18 protein-coding genes are annotated in these 17154 nt (G+C 47.2%); 10 read left to right on the forward strand and 8 right to left on the reverse strand.

Annotated elements, in window-relative coordinates:
• Window positions 1-144: 144 nt before the first annotated feature.
• The 5 genes from AMJAP_RS03965 to AMJAP_RS03985 all read right to left on the reverse strand — a co-directional run bounded on the left by AMJAP_RS03965 (window position 145) and on the right by AMJAP_RS03985 (window position 2658).
• Window positions 145-507 (reverse strand): rhodanese-like domain-containing protein, encoded by a 363-nt coding sequence (locus AMJAP_RS03965; protein WP_019622483.1) that lies wholly within the window; start codon window positions 505-507, stop codon window positions 145-147.
• Window positions 504-935: a DsrE family protein gene (locus AMJAP_RS03970; RefSeq protein ID WP_019622484.1), complete on the reverse strand. Its 432-nt coding sequence runs from the start codon at window positions 933-935 to the stop codon at window positions 504-506. Before AMJAP_RS03970 ends, AMJAP_RS03965 begins: the two co-directional genes overlap by 4 nt.
• Window positions 936-1045: 110 nt before the next feature.
• A complete protein-coding gene (locus AMJAP_RS03975; RefSeq protein WP_019622485.1) occupies window positions 1046-1657 on the reverse strand; it encodes an OmpA family protein in 612 nt (203 codons plus the stop codon).
• 127 nt (window positions 1658-1784) lie between these two features.
• Entirely contained in the window at window positions 1785-2084 is a 300-nt protein-coding gene (locus tag AMJAP_RS03980) for a YciI family protein (RefSeq protein WP_019622486.1), read from the reverse strand.
• Window positions 2085-2094: 10 nt separating this feature from the next.
• The gene (locus tag AMJAP_RS03985) at window positions 2095-2658 is read right to left on the reverse strand and encodes a septation protein A (protein WP_019622487.1); all 564 of its coding nucleotides are present in this window, start codon (window positions 2656-2658) and stop codon (window positions 2095-2097) included.
• A gap of 38 nt (window positions 2659-2696) precedes the next feature.
• On the opposite strand from AMJAP_RS03985, the gene AMJAP_RS03990 reads away from it, so the two are divergent.
• The 4 genes from AMJAP_RS03990 to rluB all read left to right on the forward strand — a co-directional run bounded on the left by AMJAP_RS03990 (window position 2697) and on the right by rluB (window position 5673).
• The gene (locus tag AMJAP_RS03990) at window positions 2697-3572 is read left to right on the forward strand and encodes a PHP domain-containing protein (protein ID WP_019622488.1); all 876 of its coding nucleotides are present in this window, start codon (window positions 2697-2699) and stop codon (window positions 3570-3572) included.
• Window positions 3573-3622: 50 nt separating this feature from the next.
• The gene (locus AMJAP_RS03995) at window positions 3623-4240 is read left to right on the forward strand and encodes an L-threonylcarbamoyladenylate synthase (protein WP_019622489.1); all 618 of its coding nucleotides are present in this window, start codon (window positions 3623-3625) and stop codon (window positions 4238-4240) included.
• A 90-nt stretch (window positions 4241-4330) separates the two neighbouring features.
• Window positions 4331-4717 carry an H-NS histone family protein gene (locus tag AMJAP_RS04000; protein ID WP_019622490.1) on the forward strand — a complete coding sequence of 129 codons (387 nt, stop codon included), beginning with the start codon at window positions 4331-4333 and terminating at the stop codon, window positions 4715-4717.
• Window positions 4718-4827: 110 nt separating this feature from the next.
• Complete coding sequence (rluB, locus tag AMJAP_RS04005; RefSeq protein WP_019622491.1) at window positions 4828-5673, forward strand: 23S rRNA pseudouridine(2605) synthase RluB; 846 nt, start codon at window positions 4828-4830, stop codon at window positions 5671-5673.
• A 67-nt stretch (window positions 5674-5740) separates the two neighbouring features.
• On the opposite strand, the gene AMJAP_RS04010 is transcribed toward rluB, so the two are convergent.
• From AMJAP_RS04010 to ubiG, 3 genes are read right to left on the reverse strand one after another with little or no spacing between them, the layout of a single operon-like run.
• Window positions 5741-6481 carry a YciK family oxidoreductase gene (locus tag AMJAP_RS04010; RefSeq protein WP_019622492.1) on the reverse strand — a complete coding sequence of 247 codons (741 nt, stop codon included), beginning with the start codon at window positions 6479-6481 and terminating at the stop codon, window positions 5741-5743.
• Window positions 6482-6517: 36 nt separating this feature from the next.
• Entirely contained in the window at window positions 6518-7198 is a 681-nt protein-coding gene (locus tag AMJAP_RS04015; RefSeq protein WP_019622493.1) for an HAD-IA family hydrolase, read from the reverse strand.
• Between the two features lie 3 nt (window positions 7199-7201).
• A complete protein-coding gene (ubiG, locus tag AMJAP_RS04020; RefSeq protein ID WP_019622494.1) occupies window positions 7202-7927 on the reverse strand; it encodes a bifunctional 2-polyprenyl-6-hydroxyphenol methylase/3-demethylubiquinol 3-O-methyltransferase UbiG in 726 nt (241 codons plus the stop codon).
• Window positions 7928-8171: 244 nt separating this feature from the next.
• On the opposite strand from ubiG, the gene gyrA reads away from it, so the two are divergent.
• From gyrA to cmk, 6 genes are all read left to right on the forward strand, one after another.
• Window positions 8172-10820, forward strand: a complete 2649-nt coding sequence (gene gyrA, locus AMJAP_RS04025) for a DNA gyrase subunit A (protein ID WP_019622495.1) — start codon at window positions 8172-8174, stop codon at window positions 10818-10820.
• A gap of 94 nt (window positions 10821-10914) precedes the next feature.
• A complete protein-coding gene (gene serC, locus AMJAP_RS04030; protein ID WP_019622496.1) occupies window positions 10915-11997 on the forward strand; it encodes a 3-phosphoserine/phosphohydroxythreonine transaminase in 1083 nt (360 codons plus the stop codon).
• A 24-nt stretch (window positions 11998-12021) separates the two neighbouring features.
• A complete protein-coding gene (pheA, locus tag AMJAP_RS04035) occupies window positions 12022-13122 on the forward strand; it encodes a prephenate dehydratase (protein ID WP_019622497.1) in 1101 nt (366 codons plus the stop codon).
• 16 nt (window positions 13123-13138) lie between these two features.
• Window positions 13139-14242 (forward strand): histidinol-phosphate transaminase, encoded by a 1104-nt coding sequence (hisC, locus tag AMJAP_RS04040; RefSeq protein WP_019622498.1) that lies wholly within the window; start codon window positions 13139-13141, stop codon window positions 14240-14242.
• On the forward strand, window positions 14239-16452 hold the full coding sequence (locus tag AMJAP_RS04045) for a bifunctional prephenate dehydrogenase/3-phosphoshikimate 1-carboxyvinyltransferase (RefSeq protein WP_019622499.1): 2214 nt from the start codon (window positions 14239-14241) through the stop codon (window positions 16450-16452). Before hisC ends, AMJAP_RS04045 begins: the two co-directional genes overlap by 4 nt.
• A gap of 1 nt (window position 16453) precedes the next feature.
• Window positions 16454-17137, forward strand: a complete 684-nt coding sequence (gene cmk, locus AMJAP_RS04050; protein WP_019622500.1) for a (d)CMP kinase — start codon at window positions 16454-16456, stop codon at window positions 17135-17137.
• Window positions 17138-17154: the final 17 nt, after the last annotated feature.

A 17154-nucleotide genomic window follows, 5' to 3' on the forward strand; every position in this document is an offset into this window, starting at 1 on the left:
GATAAAAGCTTTCTTTATTTAGAGTTAGATTTGGAAGAGAGTAAGTCGCTTTGTAAGATAGCTGTTGGGTTGGTAGGACTGGTAATTCCGAGAGAAATACATCATTTTTTGCTAGTCACTAGCAAGTTACGAAGTAACGTCTAACTACTGTGAAGCTTCCGTAGGGAGTTTGAATTTCCACCAGGCGAGCATTCCGCCCTCAAGTTCCCGGGTATCTAAGCCTGCTTTTATAAGCTTGCGAGTAGCAGGTTTGCTGCGGTGGGCTGATAGGCAGATGCAGACAATAGGTTTGTCTGTGGGTAGTTGTCTGATACGGGGAGTGGTTAGTTGTTGAAGAGGTAGGGATATTGCGCCTGGAATGTGGTTTTTTTTGTATTCAAGCTGAGTGCGAACATCGACAAACAGGTATTGTTCCATTGATTGGGCTGCCTGCTCAGGTGTAATGGCAGGCACTTTGCCCAGAGGTAGCCAGCTTAACCAGTTGGGTAGAGCCTTATCGAAAATCATGGGCGGACGTAGATATAGCCTTTCTGTTGCAGATCTACGATAGCGGGAAGGCCGGCTTGTACGACATCTTCTGCTTCCACTTCATAGAGGTCTTCATGGGTAATATCATATCCATTCAGAGTATTACCGCAGACTAGAAACTGAACTCCGCGTAAGCGTAGGGCATCTAATTGAATCTGTTTTCCATCATTTTCTACAGCCTCCATAAGGAATTCGATCGCTTTACCATGAATCATCACTTTAATGTCAGCATTATCATCGCTGAGCGCTTCAAGGTGATTAGAGACATTGACCAGGGTTTCGTTGATCCTGCTCTCATCGTGGTAGTTAACGTGGTAGACGACTTTTTGGAACGGGTACTGTTCAGCAGAACAATTGAGGGCTGTAGCTAATAATACAGTTGCCATCAAAAGAGTTTTAATTTTCATAGTATTTACTTCGCAGATACAAAAAAACCGATACCTCCAGTATAAGATACTGCAGATACCGGTTTATATTAGACTTTACTGTTGTATTAACAGCAAGCTAACAGCGATAATTACTGTTGTACTTTGATCTGCTTCTGACCGTTGATAGATACTTCTACACGACGGTTATCGGCCAGGCAGCTTTTACGAGAAGCGCCAGCATCAGTACAATCTTTAACTGGGTTTGCTTCACCGTATGCGTGAGATACTACTTTACCTGTATCGATACCTGCAGCAGCCAGAGCAGCATCAACAGCTTCTACACGACGCTGAGAAAGCGCATCATTGTATGCATTGCTACCGATAGAGTCAGTGTAGCCTTTCAGTTCGATAGTGTTAAGCTTAGCCAGTGAACCAACGTAGTTTACGATAGCGCTTACATCTGTAACGTTGCTGCTATTGAAGTCAAAGTAAACAATGTGGTTTTCTTCAGCGTCAACCATTTTCATGGTCATTTTCGGCGCTGGAGCAGGGGCTGGAGCTGGCGCAGCAGCTTCGGCGCCACACTCTACAGTTTTATCGTCCGTTTCCCAATAGCTATGCTGCCAGCATTCGCCGTTGCTGGTTTTCCAGACAGTGTCGTTAGAGCTGGTAGCATAACCTGCGTGATCAGGGTGAGCCTGTGCTGCTGCAGAAATTCCCATAGTCAGAGCCAGAGCTGTTGTCAGTACAAGTTTCTTCATCGTATACATCCTTATTAGTTTATTCGTGTTCTAATCTTGGCTATTTATACCAGTTCAACCTGAACCTAAGTTAAACAGAATGAATCTGAGTATTCCTATTATGGAAATTAAAGCCTAAAAAGCGACACTATGGTAAAACTTTTTTGTATGGTTTTACCACCACTTGTTGATAAACGCCCGCATTTATATACGGATCCTCGTCAGCCCAGCTTTGGGCTTCGTTCAGTGAAGCAAATTCAGCAATAACCAGGCTGCCGGTAAAGCCAGCGGGGCCGGGGTCTTCACTATCGATTGCCGGGTGCGGGCCTGCAACTAAAAGACGCCCTTCATCACGAAGTGATTCAAGCCTTGCCAGGTGATCGGGTCGGGCAGCCAGGCGTTGCTCTAAAGTGTTGGGTTTATCTTCGCTAATAATGGCGTAGAACATTATTTGATCCTTAATTATCGTTTTCGTGCTTTGTTTCAGTTGTTTCAGGCTCAATATGTTTTGATATATAGAAGCCTTGTAACAGGATAAAAATAACGGTGAGCCCTAACATGCCAAATAATTTGAAGTTAACCCAAGTCTCTTCGCTCATAGTGTAGGCTACGTAGAGGTTAATTGCTCCTAATATAAGGTAGAAAATAACCCAGGCCAGGTTAAGTTGCTTCCATGCGTGCGCAGGCATCTCAATGGTTCCCGCCATCAGTCGCTGTATAATTGTTTTGTCACCAATGAACTGACTGCCCAGGAATGCTGTAGCAAATAACCACGTAACAACCGTAGGTTTCCACTGTATAAACGTTTTATCCTGAAAGATAATGGTCGCCCCGCCCAGGACCACAACGAGTCCCAATGTGACCAGCTGAATCATTTCGATTTTATGGGTCTTAATCCAGGTGTATAGCATCTGTAACAGAGTGGCTGGAATGAGAATTGCGGTTGCCAAAATAATATCATCGGTGCTTTTGTAAACAATAAAGAAGATAATAACGGGCAGAAAATCTAAAAGTAGTTTCATGGCAACATTTTAGTAGTTAAAAGTGAGTTGATTATAGAGTGAGCGAGTTAAGTTATAAACCCGACGGTAGTGGGGAATTACCATATAGCGATCTTCATTGTCATTCCTGCTATTCCGACGGTGAACTTACGCCGGCTGAGTTGCTTCAGGGTGCATCTGAACAAGGTGTTGAGGTATTTGCTTTAACTGACCATGATACTGTTGCTGGGGTACAAGAGCTTCGGGCAGCCGCTATTGATAGCTCTGTCAGGGTGTTGTCTGGAACTGAACTAACCTGCAGCTGGGGTCGTAATATGGTTCATATTATAGGGCTTGGCTTTGATGAGACTGATTCGTTACTCGGTGAATATTTGCGAGGGCTGGATCGGCTTAGACTGGAAAGAGCAGAGTTAATTGCTCAGCGATTGATCAAGCGAAATATCCCTGATCTTTTGTCCCGCGCTCTAGAGCTGGCCGGGGCGGGTCAGATTGGGCGGCCGCATTTTGCTCAGGCGATGGTTGAAGCGGGCGTGGTAAAGAATGAAGTGCAGGCTTTTAACCGTTATCTGGGGGCTGGGAAAGTGGGTGACGTAAAAGTGGAATGGCCATCGATGGAACAGGGAATTGATATTATACGCCAGTCGGGTGGCGTGTCTGTTTTAGCGCATCCAACAAAATACAAAATGACATTTACTAAAGTTCGGCTTATGGTCGAAAGTTTTAGTGGTCAGGGTGGTGAGGCGATTGAAATAAGTTATCCGGGTGTTGAATCAGGCCATACTCCTCAATTGGATAAGCTCGCGGCAAAACATAAATTAATGGTTTCTGCTGGTAGCGATTTCCATAAAAGGCAGTTTCACTGGACGGGTATTGGAAAATATCCCGGTTATTGCAGTAATAATGCTCATGTACTCTCTAAACTGCTTCAGCATTAATCGGTAATTAAGTAGAATTGATTACATATATTTGAGTAGAAGGTTTTCTTGTGAGCCAGTTTTTTCAGATTCATCCGGATAATCCACAACAGCGCCTGATTAATCAGGCTGTTGATATAATCAAGAAAGGTGGAGTGGTTGTTTACCCTACCGATTGTGCTTACGCGCTTGGGTGTCACCTGGGTGATAAGTCAGCGTTAGAGAAAATAAAGCGTATCCGTAAATTGGATGATAAACATAACTTTACGCTGGTTTGTCGGGATCTGTCAGAAATTGGCACCTACGCAAAAGTTGATAACGCTGTTTATCGTTTATTGAAGGCGCATACGCCGGGGGCTTATACTTTTATACTGAATGCGACGACAGAAGTGCCGCGTCGTTTGCTGCACCCGAAAAGGCGTACTATTGGTTTAAGGATTCCGGAAAATAATATAGCGCTGCATCTAATGGAAGTATTAGGCGAGCCGATTATGAGTACGTCATTAATAATGCCTGGTGAAGAACTTCCTTTGATGGACCCTTATGAGATTCGAGATCTATTGCAGCATGAAGTTGATCTTGTGATTGATGGTGGTTATTGCGGAATGGAGGCGACATCCGTTATTAATTTAGTTGATGACGTTCCCGTTGTTATTCGAGAAGGTGCCGGTGATGTATCATCCTTTTAATAATTAAACATGTTATTTTTATTGAAAAATAATAATTATTAAACAATAATTCACATCTGTTCCCCAAAACCTTTTTGTTGGTGATTAATAATGACCGATTTTGTAAAACTTTTAACTCGAAAGAATTCTCTTCGTAAGCAGTGTCAGGCATTGGCTGGTTCTGATATTGAAAAGGCGATCGCTGATCTGACAGAGATTCTTGAAGAAAAGCTCGAGCAGGAAAATGCGCTGTTAGTAGAAGAGCGAGAGCGTCTGGAAAAGATTGAGGCTATTAAGCAGAGTATGCTGGAAGCGGGTGTGGATCTGAATGATCTTATGACTCTGGTTGATACGCCGGTTAAGAAAAAGGTTGCGCCTAAATATCAGGTGACAGATGCAAATGGTGAGTTGCATCAGTGGTCGGGTCGTGGTCGTACGCCAGCAGCTTTTCAGGCGGCATTCACTGCAGGCAAAACTAAGGAAGACTGCTTAATTTAATAAGCATTTTCCGGTAGAATAATTAAAGCTCTTCGATGCTATGTCGAAGGGCTTTTTTGTTTTTACCTTATACCAAGTAGTAGATAGAAAATTCATACGAGGATGCGTCGATGATAGACGAAAAACTGCAAAAAGTTTTGGCGCGTTCCGGATTGGGTTCACGTCGTGAGATGGAACGTTGGATTGAGGCTGGTCGTATTTTAGTAAATGATCAGGTGGCAACGCTCGGCGACAGAATCTCGATTCGGGATGTAGTGGAGGTCGACGGGCGACCACAAAAGATGGTGTTTGATCGGGATAGTGACCGTAAAGTCCTGGTTTACAACAAGCCTCTGGGTGAGATTGCAACTCGCCATGACCCAGAAGGGCGGGCGACGGTATTTGATCATCTGCCTCCGTTGAAGCAGGGTCGTTGGATTGCTGTCGGCCGACTGGATATAAATACTTCAGGTTTATTGTTGTTTACTACGGATGGTGAGCTGGCAAATAATCTTATGCACCCTTCCGCAAATATCGATCGGGAATACGCAGTAAGAGTTCTGGGTGATGTTGATGAGGCGATGATTGCCCGGCTTAAGGAAGGTGTCTTGCTGGATGATGGGATGGCGCGTTTTTCAGATGTGCAGTTCTTTGATGGAGAGGGCGCTAACAAATGGTATCACGTCTGTATCATGGAAGGACGGAATCGAGAGGTTCGGCGCTTGTGGGAGTCTCAGGGGGTGCAGGTCAGTCGACTGAAGCGAGTTCGGTATGGACCGTTCTTTTTGCCGAGTGAGGTGAAGGCGGGGCACTGGAAAGAATTGTCACAAAAAGAGATCAACATGCTGTCGAGTATGTTGGATATGAAGCAGAAAAAGAATAAAGCGCCAACGGTGAAAGAGGCTGAGCAGGCGGAGCGTCGTGTTCGTCGTCAGCGGACGCGTCGTGAAGTGGGGCCTAAGCGCTCTGAGCGTTAAAATGGTTTAACTATCGTTAATAAAAAAACGCAGCTATAGCTGCGTTTTTTTGTGTTAGGCGATGTACTTACTGGGCGTTAAGGGATTTGCCGTTTATTGCACGGCTGTCGTGGCCCATGAGGTATAGGTAGAGTGGCATAATCTCTTCAGGAGCTGGATTGTCCATTGGGTTTTCAGCCGGGTAAGCGCTGGCGCGCATATTAGTGCGGGTTGCGCCGGGATTGATGCAGTTGATGCGGATGTCAGGGTTGTGTTCAAGTTCGTCTGCTAAGACTTGCATCATCCCTTCAGTAGCAAATTTAGACACAGCGTAGGCGCCCCAGAATGCCTTGCCCACTCGTCCAACACTGGATGAGGTGAAGATCACAGATGCGTCTTTCGAGGTTTCCGTAAGAGATAAAAGTGCCTGGGTTAGCATGAAGGCGCTATTGACGTTTACCTGCATGACTTTTTTCCATACTGTCGGGTCATAGCTCTCTAATGGCGTGCGTAATCCGATAATGCTGGCGTTGTGTAGGATGCCATCGAGCTGGCCGAATTCTTGTTCTAAGGTGGCGGCCAGATTGTCGAAATCAGTTTCGTTCGCTGTTTCTAGGTTGAGGGTTATGGTTGCAGGTTGTGGATAACCCTCAGCTTCTATCTGATCGTAAACAGCGTCTAGTTTTTCTTCTGTCCGCCCTAGTAATATGACAGTGGCTCCATGTGACGCGTAGCTGAGTGCGGCAGCTCGGCCGATACCTTCACCGGCGCCGGTCACCAGGATGTTTTTGTTTTGTAAAAGGTTTTCCGGTGCCTGATAGTCGAACATGGGTGCTCCTTTGTAGTGTGGCTCAGTATTGATGGCTTAGTCGTGGCTGTAGATTGTTTTCAGAATCGGACGAATATTCTTCGCATGATCTGTCTGGAAATGGCTGTTCCAGCTGTTTATGTCTTCCCCTTGATCCAGATAACCATAGCTGACGGCAATCGTTTGCATGCCAGCTCTGAGGCCGGCTTCTATATCGCGACGATGGTCGCCGATATAAACTGTTTTATCAGGGGAAACTTCCAGTTCTGTGCAAGCCAGAAATAGTGCTTCAGGGTGAGGTTTCTTTTCCTTGACGTGGTCTGGGCAAATAATGGTGCCGGCGGCGGGATGAAAGTCTAACCCTTGCATAATAGGGGTGGTGTAAATTTCAGGTTTATTGGTAACGATGCCCCAGGGGATCTGTTTATCTCCTAGCCAGTGAAGTAGCTCGGTGATACCGGGAAAAGGTTTGGTATTGGTTGTTAAGTGCTCGAGATAAAGTTCCAACATGCGCTCGAGAAGTCCCGAAAACTCTGGATCCTGTTCTGTTTTATTAAACGCCGCGCCGACCATTGCTCTGGCCCCGTTGGAAACATATGTGCGCAGGTAGTTATAGCTAATAGGTGGGCGTTGGTGTTCTGCTAATAACAGATTGATGACATAGTGGAAATCAGCCGCAGTATCGATCAGGGTGCCGTCCAGATCGAATAGAACTGCTGCTGGTAGCGCCTGGCTCATGTTTTAGTCTGGCTTCCGGGTAGCAATCATATAATTTACATCAACATCTTTATCGTTAAGTTTGTAGCTTTTGCTTAGTGGGTTGTATGTTAATCCGGTGATTTTTTTGCTTTGTAATCCGCTTTTACGGATCCAGTTTGCCAGTTCTGAAGGGCGGATGAATTTCTTAAAGTCGTGAGTGCCCTTGGGGACCAGGTTCAGCAAATGCTCAGCACCAACAATTGCCATCATATAGCTCTTGGGGTTTCGGTTGAGCGTAGAGAAAAACACATGCCCGCCGGGCTTTGCCAGTTGGCTGCAGGCGTCAACAATAGAAGAGGGGTCGGGTACGTGTTCCATCATCTCCATGCAGGTGACAATGTCGTAACTACCGGGTTGTTCTAATGCTAGTTCTTCTACCGTTATTTGGCGATAAGTAACGCTGACGCCGCTTTCCAGTCCGTGAAGTTTAGCCACTTTAAGTGGAGCCTCGCCCATGTCGATGCCGGTTACTTCGGCCCCGCGGTGGGCCATCGCTTCTGAAAGAATGCCGCCGCCGCAACCAACATCAAGTATTCTTTTTCCATTTAACGAAGCGAACTGGTCGATAAAATCAACCCTCAGAGGGTTGATGTCGTGAAGTGGCTTAAATTCACTCTCCCGGTCCCACCATCTGCTGGCCAGTTCTTCAAACTTAGCAATCTCATGGGGGTCAATGTTTGCGCCGGTAGTATTCTGGGAATCAGTCATATTCTGCTGCCAAAGGCTGTAGTTTGGTAGAAATTGTGCGACATTCTAGCACCGCTAACGGGGCGAATACAGGCCGTCTGCTGTGGTTCCGCAAAGAACTTGGGTGTAGGGCTGCAACGCCTTAATTTTACGAGAGTATTACCGCTTCTTTATGGTATACTCGGGCGCTTAAGGTTTACCGCTTTTATGGCGAGTTAGGCCACTAAATTCTCAGCAGTCAGATTCAAGGATAGCCAGAGCTATTATGGGTGATTTAGCCAGAGAGATTCTGCCAGTAAACATCGAAGATGAACTGAAGCAGTCATATCTGGATTACGCGATGAGCGTGATCGTAGGGCGTGCGTTGCCAGACGTACGGGATGGTCTTAAACCAGTACACCGTCGGGTGTTATTCGCGATGAGCGAATTGGGTAACGACTGGAATAAAGCGTATAAAAAATCTGCCCGTGTGGTAGGTGACGTAATCGGTAAGTATCACCCCCATGGTGATAGCGCTGTTTATGATACGATCGTACGAATGGCTCAGCCATTCTCGATGCGCTACATGCTTGTCGACGGTCAGGGTAACTTCGGTTCGGTTGACGGTGACTCCGCTGCAGCGATGCGTTATACCGAAATACGCATGGCGAAGATCTCCCATGAACTATTAGCCGATCTTGAAAAAGAGACGGTAGACTTCGTTCCTAACTATGATGGAACCGAGCATATACCTGAAGTGCTGCCGACTAAAGTGCCTACCTTGTTGGTAAACGGTTCTGCCGGTATTGCGGTAGGTATGGCAACCAATATCCCTCCGCATAATTTGGGGGAAGTGGTACGTGGCTGTATCGCGTTGATCGATAATCCTGATCTTACTATCGATGAGTTGATGCACTATATTCCTGCGCCGGACTTTCCTACGGGAGCCATTATCAATGGTCGTGCTGGTATCCTGCAGGCATATCAGACGGGTCGGGGCCGGATCTATATTCGTGCTAAATACCATATAGAAACTAACGATAAAAACGGTAAAGAATCGATCATCTTTACTGAGATTCCTTATCAGGTTAACAAAGCTCGCTTGATTGAAAAAATAGCCGAGCTGGTTAAAGAGAAAAAGCTGGAAGGGATTACCGAACTGCGTGACGAATCCGATAAAGATGGTATGCGGATTGTTGTCGAGTTGCGAAAGGGTGAAGTCTCTGAGGTGGTGGTTAATAACCTCTTTATTCAGACTCAGCTGCAGAATGTTTTTGGTATCAACATGGTTGCGTTGGTTGATGGCCAGCCCCGTACCCTGGATCTTAAAACCATTCTTGAATGCTTTGTCCGCCATCGCCGCGAAGTTGTTACCCGTCGTACCGTTTATTTGCTACGCAAAGCACGTGAGCGAGGCCATATACTTGAAGGTCTGGCAATCGCTTTGGCGAACATCGATGCTGTCATCGAGATGATTAAAGCCTCACCTACGCCAGCTGAAGCTAAAGAACGGTTGATTGCCACCCCCTGGCAGCCAGGTGATGTAACTGAAATGCTGTCTCGTGCAGGGGAGCATGCGTGTCGTCCAGAAGATCTTGAAGCGCAGTACGGAATGCATGATGGTATCTATCATCTGTCTCCTGCTCAGGCGCAGGCTATTCTTGAGCTGCGACTGCATCGTCTGACCGGCCTTGAACACGACAAGCTGATTGCTGAGTATCGTGAGTTGCTGGAGCGTATTGCGGAACTGTTGGCTATCCTGAACAGCGCTGAGCGTTTGATGGAAGTGATCCGTGAAGAGCTTGAGTTGATCGTCGAAGAGTATGGTGATGAGCGTCGTACTGATGTTATTGCGTCTCAGCAGGACTTTACAGTAGCTGACCTGATTGCCGAAGAAGACATGGTAGTTACCATCTCCCACGGTGGTTATGCCAAGACACAGCCTCTTACGATGTATCAGGCGCAACGTCGTGGCGGTAAAGGTAAATCTGCTACTGCGGTTAAAGATGAAGACTTTATCGAGAAACTGCTGATTGCCAGTACTCATGACACTATTCTCTGTTTTACCAATATGGGTAAAGTGTTCTGGTTGAAAGTGTACGAGATTCCACAAGCGAGTCGTGCAGCCCGAGGCAGGCCTATCGTTAATATCCTGCCGTTACAGGAAGGTGAGCGTATCACCACTATATTGCCTGTGAATGAATACGCAGATGAACACTATGTGTTTATGGCGACTGCTGATGGTACGGTAAAGAAAACTCCACTGACGAATTTCTCACGTCCTCGCTCAACCGGACTTATTGCCTTGGCGCTGGATGAGGGTGATACCCTGATCGGTGCGGCGATTACTGATGGTACTGCTGAAGTGATGCTGGTTTCCAGTCAGGGCAAATCGATCCGTTTCCCTGAGGATGATGTGAGACCTATGGGCCGGACGGCGCGTGGTGTTCGTGGTATTAAACTGCAGAACGACGCCAAGGTTATCTCACTGATTATTCCGCAGGAAGATGGTCGAATTCTGACTACCAGTATTAATGGTTTTGGCAAGCAAACGGCGATTGCTGATTTCCCGACCTATGGTCGCGGCGGTCAGGGTGTGATTGCGATGCAGTGTACTGACCGCAATGGTGAGCTTATTGGTGCAGTGCAGATGTTTGAAGGCGACGATGTGATGCTGATCAGTGATCAGGGCACATTGGTTCGTACCCGCGGTGAAGAGATCTCAGTGCTGGGCCGTAATACCCAGGGCGTTCGAGTAATTCGGGTGGCTGAAGATGAAAATCTGGTCGGTGTTGCGCGAATCGAAGAGCCTGAAGAGGCTGAAGATGATCTGATCGAAGGTGAAGTGGTCGACGGCGAAGAGGGTGAGGTTGCTTCAGCACCAGAATCTGAAGCAGATCAGACGTCAGAGTCATCAGATGATGTCGAAGAGTAATCATTCATAAGTGTTGGGAGCCTGTGCAGCCGGTCTGCACTGGTTCTCTCTGATCGTTTTACAGATTTTTACAGATTTTTACAGAATATTCCAAATGACACGTAATTATAATTTCAGCGCCGGTCCTTCTGCGCTACCGGTTGATGTATTAAAGCAGGCTCAGGAAGAGCTTCTTGACTGGCACGGTTTGGGGCTTTCCATTATGGAAATGAGCCACCGTAGCCGAGAATTTGTCAGTGTGGCTGAAGAAGCTGAACAGGATCTTCGTGATTTGATGCAGATACCTGACAACTACAAAGTCCTGTTTATGCAGGGTGGTGCTAGCAGCCAGTTCAGCATGATCCCGATGAATCTGCTGCGCGGTAAAAAAACGGCAGATTATATCAATACGGGTGACTGGTCTAAGAAAGCAATTAAAGAAGCGTCGCGTTACTGTGATGTCAATGTAATTGCTACTTCAGAAGAAAATAACTTTACCAGCGCTCCGCGACAGGAAGAGTTAAAACTTAGCCCTGATGCCGCTTATCTACATTACACACCGAATGAAACGATTCGGGGTGTTGAGTTTGATTATATTCCAGAAACCGGTGATGTACCCTTGGTAGCTGATCTGTCTTCTAACATATTGTCACGCCCGATCGACGTGAGTCGTTTTGGAATGATCTATGCTGGCGCACAGAAAAACATTGGCCCGGCTGGTCTGACAGTGGTTATTGTTAGGGAAGATCTGCTTGGTGATACATTGCCAGGTACACCTTCATTGTATGACTATAAGATGACCGCCGATGCAGGCTCTATGGTTAATACCCCGCCAACCTACGGCTGGTATCTGGCTGGTCTGGTGTTTAAATGGTTGAAAGCTCAGGGCGGCGTTGAGGCAATTAGTGAAATTAACCGTCGTAAGGCGGAAAAGCTTTACGCGGCAATTGATGAGAATCCATTTTACTCAAATCCTGTAGCGCATAATGTGCGGTCTTGGATGAATGTTCCTTTTATTCTGGATAACGCGGATTTGGATAAACAGTTTCTCGTTGAGGCGGAAGCGCTGGGTTTGTTGAATCTACCTGGCCATCGGTCTGTTGGTGGTATGAGGGCGAGTATCTATAATGCTGTTCCTGAAGCGGGTGTAGATGCCTTGATCGCATTTATGCAGGATTTTTCACAACGTCACGGCTGAGCCGACATAGCAGAGGTCGTTAGAATGAGTGATCAGGAAAAAGAACTTAAGGTTCTGCGAGATCAGATCGATTCAATCGATAAACAGATTCACCAACTGTTGAACGACCGTGCCCGTTGCGCGCAGCAGGTTGCAGAGGTCAAGGAAAAGCATCAAGGGCCTCAGGATGCTGTGTTTTATCGTCCTGAACGTGAAGCTCAGGTTTTGCGCCGTGTGATGGCGCGAAACGAGGGTCCTCTGGCAGATAAAGAAGTTGCTCGGTTATTTCGTGAAGTAATGTCGGTCTGTCTTGCGCTGGAACAGCCAATGCATGTTGCTTTTTTGGGGCCAGAAGGGAACTTTACTCAGCAGGCTGCCAGTAAACATTTTGGTCATTCGGCTCACTGTATTCCATTTAGCAACAGTGATGAAGTCTTCCGCGAAGTGGAAGCCGGTGGTGCGCATTATGGTGTGGTGCCGATTGAAAACTCTTCTGAAGGAATGGTCGGGCATACTCTGGATCTGTTTAAGCGCTTTCAGCTAACAATTTGCGGGGAAGTGAAGTTGAATATTCATCATCACTTACTGCGAGCGGGTGTTGAAGGGCTGGATGGCATTACTCATATATATTCGCCTCAACAGACATTGTCACAGTGTCGTAGCTGGCTGGATAACCATTTTCTCTCTGCTGAGCGGGTACCTGTCAGTAGTAATTCTGAAGCGGCGCGAATGGCGTTACAGCAAGGTCCCGGTGCTGCAGCAATTGCCAGTGAGCTGGCTGCAGATCTTTATCAGTTAAATATTGTTTCAAAAAATATTGATGATCAGTCTGATAATAGTACCCGTTATCTGATTATCGGGGACCAGATTGTAGGTGAAAGTGGCCAGGATAAAACGTCTATTTTAGTGACTGTCAGGGATAAGGCGGGCGCGCTTTATGAGCTTCTCGAGCACTTTCATAAACATGAGATCAGCCTTACTGGTATAGAAACACGTCCTGCCAGCACAGAAAGCTCTCATTCCGTTTTTTATATTGATTTTCAGGGGCATTCAGCTAATTCGCATATACAGAAAGTATTGCAGGAATTGGAATCTGATTCGGTGGAGCTTAAAATTTTGGGTTCTTATCCGGTAGCCGTACTCTGACCAGGAATAGAAAATTATGGCATCTGACTTTTATGCACTGGCGACTCCCGGTATTCAGGGGCTTCATCCATATCAGCCGGGAAAACCGGTTGAGGAAGTGGAACGAGAGCTGGGTATTAGCAACAGTATTAAGCTAGCAAGTAATGAAAACCCTCTTGGGCCAAGTCAGCTGGCGATGGAAGCAGCTGCTGCAAGTCTAAAAGATGCTTGCCGTTATCCGGATGCCAGCGGTTTTCGATTGAAACAGGCATTGTCAGATCAATATGGTATTTCACCAGAGACAATCACCCTGGGAAATGGCTCGAACGATGTGCTTGATCTGATTGGCCGGACTTTTGCGTTACCGGACGATGAGATCATCTATTCTGAGTATTCTTTTGTTGTTTATATGTTAGTTACGCAATCGATAGGAGCTAAAGCTGTTGTCGTACCTGCTGTAAGCTGGGGTCATGACCTGGAGGCGATGGCAGCAGCGGTCACGGATAAAACGCGGGTAATTTATCTGGCGAACCCAAATAATCCTACGGGTACTTATTTCACGCAAGAGGCATTGCATTCTTTTATGAAGAAGGTGCCTGAGGCGGTTATAGTTGTACTGGACGAGGCTTATGCCGAGTATGTATCCGAAACGGACTATGCGAAAGGCTTTTCCTTGCTGGCCGATTTTCCTAATCTGATCGTCACCCGAACCTTTTCAAAAGCCTATGGATTAGCGGCTTTAAGAGTAGGTTATGCGGTAGCTAATCCGCAGATTACCGACCTTTTGAATCGTGTTCGTCAACCGTTTAATGTCAATATCCCTGCTTTGGACGCTGCCGCAGCGGTGTTAACCGATGATGACTTTCTTCAGCGTAGCGTCAGTAACAATAGCGCGGGGATGAGCCAGTTAGAGCAGGGCTTTATTGAACTGGGGCTAAGCTGGATTCCCTCTGTTGGTAACTTTATCACGGTCGATTGTGGTGAGGATGCAGCTTCATTGTTCGAAGCATTATTACTCGAAGGGGTCATTGTCAGGCCTGTTGCGAACTATAAGATGCCAAACCACCTACGGGTGACAATTGGTTTGCCTGAAGAGAATAGGCGTTGTCTGGAGGCTTTTGCTAAGGTGCTTAAAAAGTGAGCTTTCTGACGGGACGGGTCTTAGTTATTGGGCTGGGTTTAATTGGTGGTTCGTTGGCTCGGGCACTGCGACTGCGAGGGACCTGCAAAACAGTTGTCGGTTACGATCGGGACGTGGATGAGCTGGAGACGGGACTTCGCTTGGGGGTCGTTGATGAAATAGCGTTCGATCTTTTAGCTGCAGTAGAGCAGGCCGATCTGATTGTTTTGGCGGTACCGGTTAAGGTAATGGAGTTTGTACTGGCCGATATTAAGCCCGCTTTACGACCAGATACGATCATTACTGATGTGGGTAGCGTTAAAGGGAATGTCGTCAGAGCGGCTGAAAGCTTGTTTGGTGAGGTACCGGAACGCTTTATTCCTGGGCACCCTATTGCAGGACTAGAAAAAAGCGGTGTGGCCGCCGCAGATGAAACATTATTTGAACATCATAAAGTGATTATTACACCACTGCCGCACAGTGATCCGGAGGCTGTTACGCTGGTTTCAAGGATGTGGCAGGGAGTGGGTGCTCAAGTATTACGAATGGATGTTGAGCGCCACGACGAAGTTCTGGCAGCTACCAGTCATCTGCCTCATTTGCTGGCGTTTTCTCTGGTTGATACGCTGGCTCAGGAGCAGGATTGTACTGATATCTTCCGTTATGCGGCGGGGGGATTCAGGGACTTTACCCGGATTGCTGCTAGTGATCCTACCATGTGGCACGATGTTGGTCTGGCAAATAAGCAGGCCATACTGCAAAAGATTGACGAATTCTCGAATGGATTAAGTCGGCTCAGATCAGCTATTGAGTCCGAAGACAGTCGGGAGATGCTGGGGATTTTTACCCGAGCAAAAGCATCTCGCGAGCATTTCACAAAAATTTTATCAGGCTCAGCCTACACTCAGAATATGACAACTACAGAAACTACATTTTTTGCCCAGCCGGGCGGTAAGGTACAGGGCAGCATCAGAGCGCCTGGTGATAAATCTATCTCTCATCGCTCAATCATGCTGGGATCATTAGCGGATGGTGTTACTGAGGTGACAGGTTTTCTTGAAGGGGAAGATAGTCTGGCAACGCTTCAGGCATTTCGTGATATGGGGGTTGTCATAGAAGGGCCGCACCAGGGCGAAGTGAAAATCTACGGAGTGGGTATTAACGGTTTGCAGAAACCACCCCGGCCTATCTATGTCGGTAATTCCGGAACAACTATTCGATTGATGTCTGGGCTACTGGCGGGTCAGTCCTTTGATTCAGAGTTGAGTGGCGATGATTCGCTTAGCAAGCGCCCTATGGAGCGCGTTGCTAAACCGTTGAGGCTGATGGGGGCGGTAGTTGAAACCGGAGAAAATGGTTGCCCTCCTGTGCGGATAAAAGGTGGTCAACAGTTGAAAGCGATCAATTATGAGATGCCAATGGCCAGTGCCCAGGTGAAATCCTGTGTCATGCTTGCGGGTCTTTACGCGGAAGGTGAGACATCGGTAATCGAGCCGGCACCAACGCGGGATCACACTGAGCGTATGCTGCGTGGCTTTGGCTATCAGGTTGGTGTCGATAAAAATAAGGTTTCTCTGTCAGGTGGTGGTTCACTATCTGCGGCTAAAATTGATGTGCCTGCGGATATTTCCTCATCAACTTTCTTCATGGTGGCAGCGGCTATCTGTCCTGATTCAGATATTACTCTGGAACATGTGGGCATTAATCCAACCCGAATTGGGGTTATCAATATCCTTCGGGCGATGGGCAGTAACCTGGAACTGTTGAATGAGCGGGAAGTGGGCGGTGAGCCGGTGGCTGATATCCGCATTCGTTATGCTCCGTTGAAAGGGATTAACATTCCGGAAGACCAGGTTCCTCTCGCTATTGATGAGTTTCCTGCGCTGTTTATTGCCGCTGTTTGCGCTGAAGGTGAAACGGTTTTGACCGGTGCTGAAGAGTTACGAGTCAAAGAGAGTGACCGTATTCAGGCGATGGTTGATGGACTGAAAGTTCTGGGTGCCGATATCGAAGGAACACCCGACGGTGCGATTATCCGTGGTAGCGAAATGGGTGGCGGTATTATTGAAAGCCATGATGATCACAGAATCGCGATGTCATTTACTATCGCTGCGCTCAGAGCTAAAGGGGCTATAGAAATTCGTGAGTGTGCAAATGTTGCAACATCATTCCCTAATTTTGTTGAGTTGGCTCAGCAGGTAGGTATCCAGGTACGGAAAGAGGAGAAATAACATGGGAAATTTCCCGGTTATTACGGTAGACGGTCCTAGTGGGTCTGGAAAGGGAACTATTTGTAGTCTGCTGGCAAGAGAGCTTGGCTGGAATTTGCTGGACAGCGGTGCGCTGTATCGGTTAGTTGCACTGGCAGCACGCCACCATGGTGTGGCGCTTGATGATGAAAGCGCGTTAGTGGTTCTGGCTGCGCACCTTGATGTGCAGTTTGAAATGCCTGCTAATCAGAACGAGGTTTCAATCATTCTCGAGGGTGAAGAAGTAACTAATAGCCTTCGCACGGAAGAGTGTGGCTCAGATGCCTCTGTTGTTGCTGCGTTAGGGCCTGTTCGTGATGCGTTGTTGGAACGTCAGCGAGCATTTGTCTCCGCCCCCGGTCTGATAGCGGATGGGCGGGATATGGGAACAGTGGTATTTCCACAGGCTCAGTTGAAAGTATATCTTACAGCCAGTGCCGAGGAGCGTGCGAACCGCCGTTATAACCAGTTGATAAATAAGGGACTGGGTGCTAGTCTTCAGGCAATATTGGTGGATATTCAAGCTCGGGATGCGCGTGACATGAACCGTGAAGTAGCGCCTCTCAAGCCGGCAACGGACGCGATCTCCCTTGATACGACTAAATTAAGTATCGAGGCAGTATTGGCGGCTGTGCTTGATCAGGCAAGACATAAGGGTCTGCGTTAACGGCAAAGAATCGAGGT

It is taken from the genome of Amphritea japonica ATCC BAA-1530 (genome assembly GCF_016592435.1).
Classification (GTDB): Bacteria; Pseudomonadota; Gammaproteobacteria; order Pseudomonadales; family Balneatricaceae; genus Amphritea; species Amphritea japonica.

What these genes read in the sequence shown, in the direction of transcription:
- AMJAP_RS04000 (WP_019622490.1), top strand. Translation starts at nt 4,331, where the DNA reads ATGACCGATTTTGTAAAACTTTTAACTCGAAAGAATTCTCTTCGTAAG.
- AMJAP_RS03970 (WP_019622484.1), bottom strand. Translation starts at nt 935, where the DNA reads ATGAAAATTAAAACTCTTTTGATGGCAACTGTATTATTAGCTACAGCC.
- pheA (WP_019622497.1), top strand. Translation starts at nt 12,022, where the DNA reads ATGAGTGATCAGGAAAAAGAACTTAAGGTTCTGCGAGATCAGATCGAT.
- AMJAP_RS03965 (WP_019622483.1), bottom strand. Translation starts at nt 507, where the DNA reads ATGATTTTCGATAAGGCTCTACCCAACTGGTTAAGCTGGCTACCTCTG.
- AMJAP_RS03975 (WP_019622485.1), bottom strand. Translation starts at nt 1,657, where the DNA reads ATGAAGAAACTTGTACTGACAACAGCTCTGGCTCTGACTATGGGAATT.
- AMJAP_RS04015 (WP_019622493.1), bottom strand. Translation starts at nt 7,198, where the DNA reads ATGAGCCAGGCGCTACCAGCAGCAGTTCTATTCGATCTGGACGGCACC.
- cmk (WP_019622500.1), top strand. Translation starts at nt 16,454, where the DNA reads ATGGGAAATTTCCCGGTTATTACGGTAGACGGTCCTAGTGGGTCTGGA.
- serC (WP_019622496.1), top strand. Translation starts at nt 10,915, where the DNA reads ATGACACGTAATTATAATTTCAGCGCCGGTCCTTCTGCGCTACCGGTT.
- AMJAP_RS03980 (WP_019622486.1), bottom strand. Translation starts at nt 2,084, where the DNA reads ATGTTCTACGCCATTATTAGCGAAGATAAACCCAACACTTTAGAGCAA.
- gyrA (WP_019622495.1), top strand. Translation starts at nt 8,172, where the DNA reads ATGGGTGATTTAGCCAGAGAGATTCTGCCAGTAAACATCGAAGATGAA.
- AMJAP_RS03985 (WP_019622487.1), bottom strand. Translation starts at nt 2,658, where the DNA reads ATGAAACTACTTTTAGATTTTCTGCCCGTTATTATCTTCTTTATTGTT.
- ubiG (WP_019622494.1), bottom strand. Translation starts at nt 7,927, where the DNA reads ATGACTGATTCCCAGAATACTACCGGCGCAAACATTGACCCCCATGAG.
- hisC (WP_019622498.1), top strand. Translation starts at nt 13,139, where the DNA reads ATGGCATCTGACTTTTATGCACTGGCGACTCCCGGTATTCAGGGGCTT.
- rluB (WP_019622491.1), top strand. Translation starts at nt 4,828, where the DNA reads ATGATAGACGAAAAACTGCAAAAAGTTTTGGCGCGTTCCGGATTGGGT.
- AMJAP_RS04010 (WP_019622492.1), bottom strand. Translation starts at nt 6,481, where the DNA reads ATGTTCGACTATCAGGCACCGGAAAACCTTTTACAAAACAAAAACATC.